The organism is Lutibacter sp. HS1-25 (assembly GCF_004121075.1).
Lineage (GTDB): Bacteria > Bacteroidota > Bacteroidia > Flavobacteriales > Flavobacteriaceae > Lutibacter.
Map to the genome: position 1 here is coordinate 1 of NZ_RHLN01000142.1, position 9,264 is coordinate 9,264.

Here is a 9,264-nt window from a genome sequence, read left to right on the forward strand (position 1 = left end):
TGCAGGTGCAGAGTGGTTTCATTGGACAGGTATTACACCAGCCATTTCACAAAGTTCAGCTGATGCTTGTTTAGAAGCTGTAAAAGCTGCAAGTAAATTAGGTTTAACCATTTCAACCGATTTAAATTACCGCGCTAAATTGTGGAAATACGGTGGAGATCGTGAGGCAATTATGACCGAATTAACATCTTACTGTGATGTTATTTTAGGAAATGAAGAAGATGCAGAAATGCACTTTGGAATCAAACCAGAAGGTTTGGATGTTCAAACACATGGACACGATGTAAAAGCAGAAGCATTTTTATCTGTTTGTCAGCAAATGATGGAAAAATTCCCAAAAGCTAAAAAAGTTATTACCACATTAAGAGGTTCAATTTCTGCATCACACAACACTTGGGCAGGTGTTTTATACGATGGCAAAAAAATGTACGAAACACGTCAGTACCAAATTACAGATATTGTAGATAGAGTTGGTGGTGGAGATAGTTTTATGGGAGGATTGATCTACGGATTGTTAACTTACCCAGGCGACGATCAAAATGCATTGGATTTTGCAGTAGCAGCATCTTGTTTAAAACACACAATTAAAGGTGATGCAAACTTGGTAACTGTAGATGAAGTAAATAAATTAATGGGTGGTGATGCCTCTGGTAGAGTTGCTCGTTAATTAAAAAACATTTATTTAACCATTATTATTTTGAGTTTATTTCAAAATCTATTTGAAATTGGAATAAATGGAGATTAAATAATGATAAATAGGTTGTTAATTAATTTTGGTATTTAAGGAGGTTGGGTTGCATTTTGCGACTCAACATTCCTTATGATAAAGTTCAATTAATACCGATAAAACAAACAAAAAAAATGGCACAATTTACAAGAATAGAAGTTGCTACGGCAATGAAAGAAACAGGGATGATTCCTTTGTTTTTTCACAGTGATATAGAATTAAGTAAAAAAGTATTAAAAGCGTGTTACGATGGTGGCGCACGTTTAATGGAATTTACAGCTCGTGGTGATTTCGCTCACGAAGTTTTTGGCGAATTAACCAAATATGCAATTAAAGAATTACCAGGAATGATTATGGGTGTTGGTTCAGTAACCGATGCTGCAGCCGCATCATTGTATATGGCATTGGGTGCAAACTTTATTGTAACACCAGTTTTAAGAGAAGACATAGCCATTGCTTGTAACCGTCGTAAAGTTTTATGGTCACCAGGCTGTGGAACCTTAACTGAAATTACAAGAGCTGAAGAATTGGGTTGTGAAGTGGTAAAATTATTCCCTGGAGATATTTACGGACCTCAGTTTGTAAAAGGAATTAAAGGGCCTCAACCTTGGACAAGCATTATGCCAACGGGAGGTGTTTCACCAACTAAGGAAAATTTATCGGCTTGGTTTGGCGCAGGTGTAACTTGTGTTGGAATGGGTTCTCAATTAATTTCAGGAGAAATCATTAAAAATAAAGATTACGCTAAATTAGAGCAAGATGTTAAAAACGCCATAGCTTTAATCAAAGAAATCAGAAAGTAATACTCTTTAATAATCTTTTTAAAATTGAATATTTGGGTATACAATAATTAGTAAAAATAATTAAACTTAAAAATTATGAGTGAATCAAATCAAAAAATAGGAAATTATCGGTATCGAATTTTAGGGTTACTAATGTTCGCCACTACCATCAACTATTTTGACAGAAGTATTATTGGTGTAATGGCACCAACCCTTGAAAAAATGTTTGGATGGACAAATAGTGATTATGCAAACATCATGATTTCCTTTAAAATTGCCTATGCATTAGGATTGCTTTATATGGGAGGTTTAATTGACCGTTTAGGTACTAAAAAAGGGTATACTTTATCTATTGCAATATGGAGTATTTTTGGTATGCTTCATGCAGTTGTTCGTCCAGGATTTAGTGTTATTGGATTTGCAGCAGCACGATTTGGATTGGGTTTTGGAGAAGCAGGAAATTTTCCAGCAGCTATTAAAACTACAGCTGAGTGGTTTCCAAAAAAAGACAGAGCTTTTGCAACAGGACTTTTTAATGCAGCAACTAGTATTGGTGCAATTGCAGCACCATTTGTTGTTGGTTGGATTGTTCACGAAGACGGTAAAAACTGGCAAATACCTTTTTTAATAACAGGTGTTTTAAGTGCTATTTGGGTTGCGCTATGGTTTAGCATGTACAAAAAACCTGAAGTTCATCCAAAAGTATCAAAAGAAGAATTGGCTTATATCCAAAGTGATTCTGCAGTAGAAAACGAAGAAAAATTACCTTGGAAAAGTGTATTGAACAAGCGTCAAACTTGGGCATTTGCTTTGGCTAAAGTTACAGATGCTGTATGGTGGTTTTACCTTTTCTGGGGCGCAAAATTTTTAGCATCAGCTTTTGATGTAGATATTCACAATATTGCACTTCCATTTTTTGTGATTTATATTTTAGCAGATGGTGGTAGTATTTTTGGTGGTTACCTATCTGGAGCATTTATGAGAAAAGGATGGACTGTAAACAAGGCAAGAAAACTAACTTTGTTAATATGTGCATTAATTATTCTTCCTGTGAGTTTTGTAGCAATTACAGAAAATAAGTGGATTGCAATTTTATTAATTGGTTTGGCAGCAGCAGGTCATCAAGCTTGGTCTGCAAACATATTTACATTGGTTTCAGATGTATTTCCTAAAAAAGCAACTGCATCAGTAGTTGGTATTGGTGGAATGGTTGGAGCCGTTGCAGGTATTATTTCAGATAAAGCATTGGGTTCTGTATTAGATACAGCTGGAAATAGCGGCTATTTTTGGGCGTTTTTAATTGCAGGTTCTTGTTATGTTATAATTTTAGGTTTGGTTCATTTATTAATGCCTAATATGACTCCTTTAGATGAAAATCTAAAACCAATTGAGAATTAAATAGAAAATTATTTTAAGTTTTATAAAAAAAGAGACTGTCTGAAAAGACAGTCTCTTTTTTTATTTATAGCATACTTTTTAAAATTATGATGAATTTTTCGTAAAATAAACCAACCAGTACCCACTAGTTGTTTTTTTTGCTATATTTGTCAAATGAAACATATTTCAATTCAAAATAATATTGGGATTCCAAAATACAAACAAATTGTAGAATCGATAGAAAATGCAATTGTAAGTAAAGAGTTGGTCAAAGGATCTCAATTGCCTTCAATCAATAGTGTTTGCGATACATTTGGTGTTTCTAGAGATACTGTTATGGTTGCCTATAACCAATTAAAAACACGTGGAATTATCCATTCAATCTCGGGAAAAGGGTATTATGTTAAAAGTGAAAACATAGATTTAGAGCAAAAAATATTTGTGCTTTTTGATGAGTTAAATGTGTTTAAAGAAGATTTATACAATGCTTTTTTAAAAAATATTGAAGGTAATTTTGTTGTTGATATTTATTTTCATCACTTTAATTATGAAGTATTTAGTAAGTTGATTTTTGAAAGTATTGGTAATTATAATTATTATGTAATTATGCCTGCCAATCTCGAGAAAACTAATTTAATTATTGAAAAATTACCCAAAGAAAAAGTATATATACTTGACCAAATGCATGATGAACTGGCAGATTATGCTGCTATTTATCAAAATTTCGAAAAAGATATGTATTCCAATTTAACAGCTGGAATTCCTTCATTAAAAAAATACAATAAACTTATTCTGCATTTTCAAAATAAACAGCCAAATGGAATGAGAAACGGTTTTGTTCGTTTTTGTAAAGACAATAATTATGAATACGAAATTGTAAATTCCTTAGACAATAGAATCCCTTTAAAAGGGGAAGTTTATATTATTCCTGACGATAGAAATCTTATCGTTATTATGAAAAAAATTAAAGAACTAGGTTTGATTTTGAGTGAAAACATTGGGATTATTTCATATAACGACACGCTTTTGAAAGAAATTATTGAAGGAGGTATTACAACCATTTCAACCGATTTTAATAAAATGGGAGAAAAGCTTGCTAAAATGATATTGAACAATGAAAAGATTCAAATTGAAAATAGCAATTCATTAATATTAAGAAATTCACTTTAGAAAATAGATAAACTAACAAAATTATTAGTAATGAATATTGAATTAAAAAATAAAATAGCGAAGGAATTTGCTGAAAATTTTACAGAAGAGCCAATCCTTATTTTTTCACCAGGTAGAATTAATGTAATTGGAGAGCACACGGATTATAATGACGGATTTGTTTTTCCTGCAGCTGTTGATAAAGGAATTATTGCAGCAATTAGTAAAAGTGCTCACAGTGTAAGTGTTGCTATTGCAAGTGATTTAGAAGAAAAATATGAATTTTCTGTTGATAGTGTTTCGCCTTTAAAAGGAGGTAATTGGAGAAATTATATTTTAGGTGTTGTTGGCGAAATTCAAAAAAAAGGATTTAAAGTTGGTAATTTTAATATTGTTTTTGGTGGTGATATTCCTAACGGATCAGGAATGTCGTCTTCAGCAGCATTAGAAAATAGTGTTGTTTTTGGTTTGAATGAATTATTTGAATTGGGATTGACAAAAGAAGAAATGATTTTTATTTCGCAAAAGGCTGAACATAATTATGTGGGTGTTAACTGTGGAATTATGGATCAGTATGCTAGTATGTTTGGACAAAAAGACCACGCTTTGTTGTTAGATTGTAGAACAACTGTTGCAACGCCTTTTTTAATTGATTTTAAAGATTACGAATTGTTATTAATCAATACGAATGTAAAGCATAGTTTGGCTGATAGTGCTTATAATGATAGAAGAGCAGCTTGTGAAAAAGTTGCAGCACTATTAAATATCAAAGCTTTAAGAGATGCTACAGAGGCAGATTTATTGAAAGTTAAAGATCAAATTTCTGAAGAAGATTATCAAAAAGTATTGTTTGTTGTTCAGGAAAATAACAGAGCACAAGCTGCTTCAGAAGCAATGATTGCAAATGATATTGAAAAGTTAGGTGAATTGATATATGGATCTCATGACGGTTTGCAAAATCAATACAAAGTTAGTTGCGATGAGTTGGACTTTTTAGTTGATCTAGCTAAGAATAGTGATGATGTAATTGGCGCTCGAATGATGGGTGGCGGTTTTGGTGGTTGTACTATTAATATTGTAAAAAAAGGAAAAGCTGATGCTTTTGTTAAAAAAGTAGCGCCATTATATAAATTAAAATTTAATAAAGAATGTTCTCCTTATGCCGTAAATATTGCAGATGGAACACATAAAATAGTTTAAAAATGAATACAGATTTACAAGATTATTCTCATAAGAGATTAAATGTTTTAACAGGTGAATGGGTGTTGGTTTCACCGCATAGAGCAAAACGCCCTTGGCAAGGTCAAAATGAAGAACTTTCAAAAGAAGTAAAACCTGCATATGATAAAAGTTGTTATTTATGCCCAACAAATACAAGAATTAATGGTGAAGTAAATCCAGATTATAAAGGTGCTTTTGTGTTTACCAACGATTTTGCAGCTTTGCAAAAAGATTCTCCATCATTTGCAATTAATGATGGCTTGTTACAGGCGCAAAGTGAAACAGGTATTTGTAAAGTAATATGTTTTAGCCCAGATCATTCAAAAAGTTTGGCTGAAATGTCGGTTCAAGCTATTGAAAAAGTTGTTGTTACTTGGAAAGAAGAATATGAGATTTTAGGAAGTGAGAAAAGCATCAATTATGTTCAGATTTTTGAGAATAAAGGAGCTGTAATGGGTTGTAGCAATCCACATCCACATGGTCAAATTTGGAGTCAATCTTCATTACCTAACGAGGTTTATAAAAAAGACATTCATCAACTAGCTTATTTTCAAAAAAATAATAAAACCATTCTTGAAGATTACGTTCAGCAAGAATTAGCTTTAAAAGAACGTATTATTTTTGAAAATGATGCTTTTGTTGTATTGATTCCGTTTTGGGCAGTTTGGCCTTTCGAAGCAATGATACTTCCTAAAAAAGCTCAGAAAAACTTAAGTTGTTTAACAAAAGAAGAAGGTTTTCAATTTGCTGAAGCAATTTCTGTTTTAACAAAGGCTTACGATAAATTGTTTAACTGTTCATTTCCTTATTCTAGTGGAATTCATCAAGCGCCAACAAATGGCGAAGCAAACGATCATTGGCATTGGCATATGAGTTTTTATCCGCCATTATTAAGAAGTGCCACTGTAAAGAAATTTATGGTTGGGTATGAGATGTTTGGATCGCCACAACGTGATATAACCGCTGAAATTGCGGCAAAAAGATTGAGAGAAATTTAATTAATAAATGATAAAATAGTATTTATAAGGAAAATTATTAATAAAGATATTAGAAAAATGAAAATAAATCATTTGTACATCATTTTTAATTGATTGTACCCCATTAATTTTACTATTTTTAATGAAATTTGTTTTTAACATAAATAATATATTAACCAAACTATATAAACAAAAATAATAATTATGACAGCACATTTTGGATTTTGGGATTACCTTATCTTCGTTGCCTATGCGGTATTAATTTTAGGCGTTGGATTGTGGGTATCCAGAGATAAAGAAGGACATGAAAAAAACGCCGAAGACTATTTCTTGGCAAGTAAAAGTTTACCTTGGTGGGCTATTGGAGCAAGTTTAATTGCAGCCAATATTTCTGCAGAACAATTTATAGGAATGTCGGGGTCTGGTTTTGCACTGGGCTTGGCAATTGCTTCTTATGAATGGATGGCAGCACTAACTTTAATTATAGTGGGAAAATATTTTCTACCTATATTTATTGAAAAAGGATTGTATACCATTCCTGAATTTGTTGAAAAACGATTTTCAACAAATTTAAAAACCATATTAGCGGTTTTCTGGATTGCTTTGTATGTTTTTGTAAACTTAGCCTCAGTATTGTATTTAGGGTCATTGGCTTTAGAAACAATTATTGGAATTCCAATGATCTATGGCGTGATAGGTTTGGCTTTATTTGCTGCAGCTTATTCATTATACGGAGGTCTTTCAGCAGTTGCTTGGACAGATGTTATACAAGTAATTTTCTTAGTTTTAGGAGGTTTAGTTACTACTTATTTGGCTTTGAATACCGTTTCAGACGGACAAGGAGTTATGGAGGGTTTAAAAGTTGTTTATGATGCAGCTCCAGATCGTTTTGCCATGATTTTAGAAGAAGGAAATCCAGAATTTAAAAACTTACCAGGAATTGGGGTTTTAGTTGGTGGACTTTGGGTAGCAAACTTATATTATTGGGGTTTCAACCAATACATTATTCAAAGAACCTTGGCTGCAAAATCTTTAAAAGAATCTCAAAAAGGTATTTTATTAGCTGCAGGATTGAAATTAATTATTCCTGTAATTGTAGTAATTCCTGGAATAGCAGCCTATGTTATGGTACATGACCCTGAAATTATGGCTCGTTTAGGTGCAGCAGGATTGAAAAACTTACCATCATTAGAACAAGCAGATAGAGCTTACCCTTGGTTGTTACAATTTTTACCAACAGGAATGAAAGGATTGGCATTTGCAGCATTAGCAGCAGCCATCGTATCGTCTTTAGCTTCAATGTTAAATTCAACATCAACCATTTTTACTATGGATATTTACAAACAATACATCAATAAAAATGCAAGCGACAAACAAACTGTAAATGTTGGTAGATTGTCTGCAGGTGTAGCTTTGGTAATTGCTTGTATTATGGCGCCACTTTTAGGAGGTATTGATCAGGCATTCCAGTTTATTCAAGAATATACAGGAATTGTTTCTCCAGGTATTTTAGCTGTATTTATGTTGGGTCTATTCTGGAAAAAAACAACCAACAAAGCTGCAATTATTGGTGCGTTGGCTTCTATTCCAATTGCTGTTGCATTTAAAACTACAACAATGCCTTGGATGGATCAAATGGGGTTGACAGCTGTATTAACAATGGTTGTTATTGTAATTGTGAGTTTGCTTCAACATAAAGGAAAAGATGATGAAAAAGCAATTGAAGTTACCAAAGAACTGTTTAAAACCAGTCCATTATTTAATATTGGTTCTTTTGCTATTATGTTGATTTTAGTAGCCTTGTACTCAATTTTTTGGAAGTAATAATTACTGGAAAATATAATTTATCATTCAAAAGAGCTGGAATTTTCCAGCTCTTTTTTATAAGTTAGTGGTTTTCAAAAATTTTGTTTAATTAGATTTTAATTGAACTATAATATTGATTTTTAATTTTTAAAATATACATCAAAAGGGGATTTTTCCCCTTTATATTTTAGGTATTACCCCCTTATGTTATTCTTGGTAAACAAGTAATTTTACATCGAAGAAAAAGAACATTGTTATTATTGAATTAAGGGAAATGCTATGAAAAGCCTAATCATTTTTTGATTAGGCTTTTTTTTATCAAATATGGAGTATATGACATACCCTGTCGTGTAAGCTATTGAAAATGAAAATTACTTTTGTAATGTAATTACTAATAAGAGTTACATTTTCAAATTTAAATGTTTAACTGTTCATCCTTGTGGGGAGGTTGAGCAGTTTTTTTATTATAAATTTATAGAATACGATAAGGTTAATTAAAAGTGTATTTAATTTTTTTAGCTAATTAGATTACAGACATAGCTTGTCGTGTTTATATCCAAACTACTGTCATATATTTGAAAAGTAATTACTTAAGAAGTATTACGTTTTTTCAATTTAAGTGTTTGACTGCTCACCTTTAAACAAGGCTGAGCAGTTTTTTATTAAAAAAATGTTAGAAATGAAATATTAAGTTCTATAAAAAAAGAAGCCGTCTCAAAATTAAATTGGGGCGGTTTTTTTTATTTTTAATTTCTACCGATAATTTTAGGAGGTTTTAATTTTTGGCAAGAAGTTGCCATTTATTAGGCGCATTTCTTTCTTATATTATGCGCTAATGCGTGTAATCCGAACTCTAATTCAGCTTTTTCTATTCCTTTATGGGTAAATCGTTTAAAATTTCGATTGGATTTTATGTGTGCAAAAACAGGTTCTACATCGGCAGTACGCTGTTTGCGTTTTAGTTCACCTATTTCGCTAAGCAAATTCCTTCTTGCTTTTTCCTTGTATGCCTCTAGTTTGTGATTCCGCTCTACAATTCTATTTCCTTTTGCCTTAAAACAAGCGCCTCGCAATTGACAATCTTGACAGTTTTGTGCGCTATATATACTACTAGTTTGTGCATAACCTGATTTGGTTTTTCTCTTTCGCTCACCTATTTTTTTCATAGTTTGACCCATTGGACAGATATAGTGGTCTTGCTCTTGGTTGCTACTAGTTTGTGCAT

General features: G+C 32.0%; 8 protein-coding genes. 7 read left to right on the forward strand and 1 reads right to left on the reverse strand.

Annotated elements, in window-relative coordinates:
• The 7 genes from EC396_RS14150 to EC396_RS14180 all read left to right on the forward strand — a co-directional run.
• A partial coding sequence (locus tag EC396_RS14150; protein ID WP_240665722.1) for a PfkB family carbohydrate kinase occupies positions 1 to 667 on the forward strand: 667 nt, incomplete at its 5' end.
• A gap of 194 nt (positions 668 to 861) precedes the next feature.
• A complete protein-coding gene (locus EC396_RS14155) occupies positions 862 to 1,530 on the forward strand; it encodes a bifunctional 4-hydroxy-2-oxoglutarate aldolase/2-dehydro-3-deoxy-phosphogluconate aldolase (protein ID WP_129365884.1) in 669 nt (222 codons plus the stop codon).
• Between the two features lie 75 nt (positions 1,531 to 1,605).
• Positions 1,606 to 2,907: an MFS transporter gene (locus EC396_RS14160; RefSeq protein WP_129367247.1), complete on the forward strand. Its 1,302-nt coding sequence runs from the start codon at positions 1,606 to 1,608 to the stop codon at positions 2,905 to 2,907.
• Between the two features lie 153 nt (positions 2,908 to 3,060).
• Positions 3,061 to 4,056 (forward strand): GntR family transcriptional regulator, encoded by a 996-nt coding sequence (locus tag EC396_RS14165; protein WP_129367248.1) that lies wholly within the window; start codon positions 3,061 to 3,063, stop codon positions 4,054 to 4,056.
• Positions 4,057 to 4,086: 30 nt separating this feature from the next.
• Positions 4,087 to 5,235, forward strand: coding sequence for a galactokinase (galK, locus tag EC396_RS14170; protein ID WP_129367249.1), 1,149 nt, complete (start codon positions 4,087 to 4,089; stop codon positions 5,233 to 5,235).
• 2 nt (positions 5,236 to 5,237) lie between these two features.
• Positions 5,238 to 6,254 (forward strand): UDP-glucose--hexose-1-phosphate uridylyltransferase, encoded by a 1,017-nt coding sequence (locus EC396_RS14175; RefSeq protein WP_129367251.1) that lies wholly within the window; start codon positions 5,238 to 5,240, stop codon positions 6,252 to 6,254.
• A gap of 183 nt (positions 6,255 to 6,437) precedes the next feature.
• Positions 6,438 to 8,057: a sodium/sugar symporter gene (locus EC396_RS14180; RefSeq protein WP_129367253.1), complete on the forward strand. Its 1,620-nt coding sequence runs from the start codon at positions 6,438 to 6,440 to the stop codon at positions 8,055 to 8,057.
• Positions 8,058 to 8,842: 785 nt separating this feature from the next.
• Here the strand turns inward: EC396_RS14180 and EC396_RS14185 are convergent.
• A partial coding sequence (locus EC396_RS14185; protein WP_205757970.1) for a transposase occupies positions 8,843 to 9,264 on the reverse strand: 422 nt, incomplete at its 5' end.

Excerpts from the sequence above, each read along its gene's own strand:
- EC396_RS14155 (WP_129365884.1), top strand. The coding sequence starts at position 862 with ATGGCACAATTTACAAGAATAGAAGTTGCTACGGCAATGAAAGAAACA.
- EC396_RS14160 (WP_129367247.1), top strand. The coding sequence starts at position 1,606 with ATGAGTGAATCAAATCAAAAAATAGGAAATTATCGGTATCGAATTTTA.
- EC396_RS14165 (WP_129367248.1), top strand. The coding sequence starts at position 3,061 with ATGAAACATATTTCAATTCAAAATAATATTGGGATTCCAAAATACAAA.
- galK (WP_129367249.1), top strand. The coding sequence starts at position 4,087 with ATGAATATTGAATTAAAAAATAAAATAGCGAAGGAATTTGCTGAAAAT.
- EC396_RS14175 (WP_129367251.1), top strand. The coding sequence starts at position 5,238 with ATGAATACAGATTTACAAGATTATTCTCATAAGAGATTAAATGTTTTA.
- EC396_RS14180 (WP_129367253.1), top strand. The coding sequence starts at position 6,438 with ATGACAGCACATTTTGGATTTTGGGATTACCTTATCTTCGTTGCCTAT.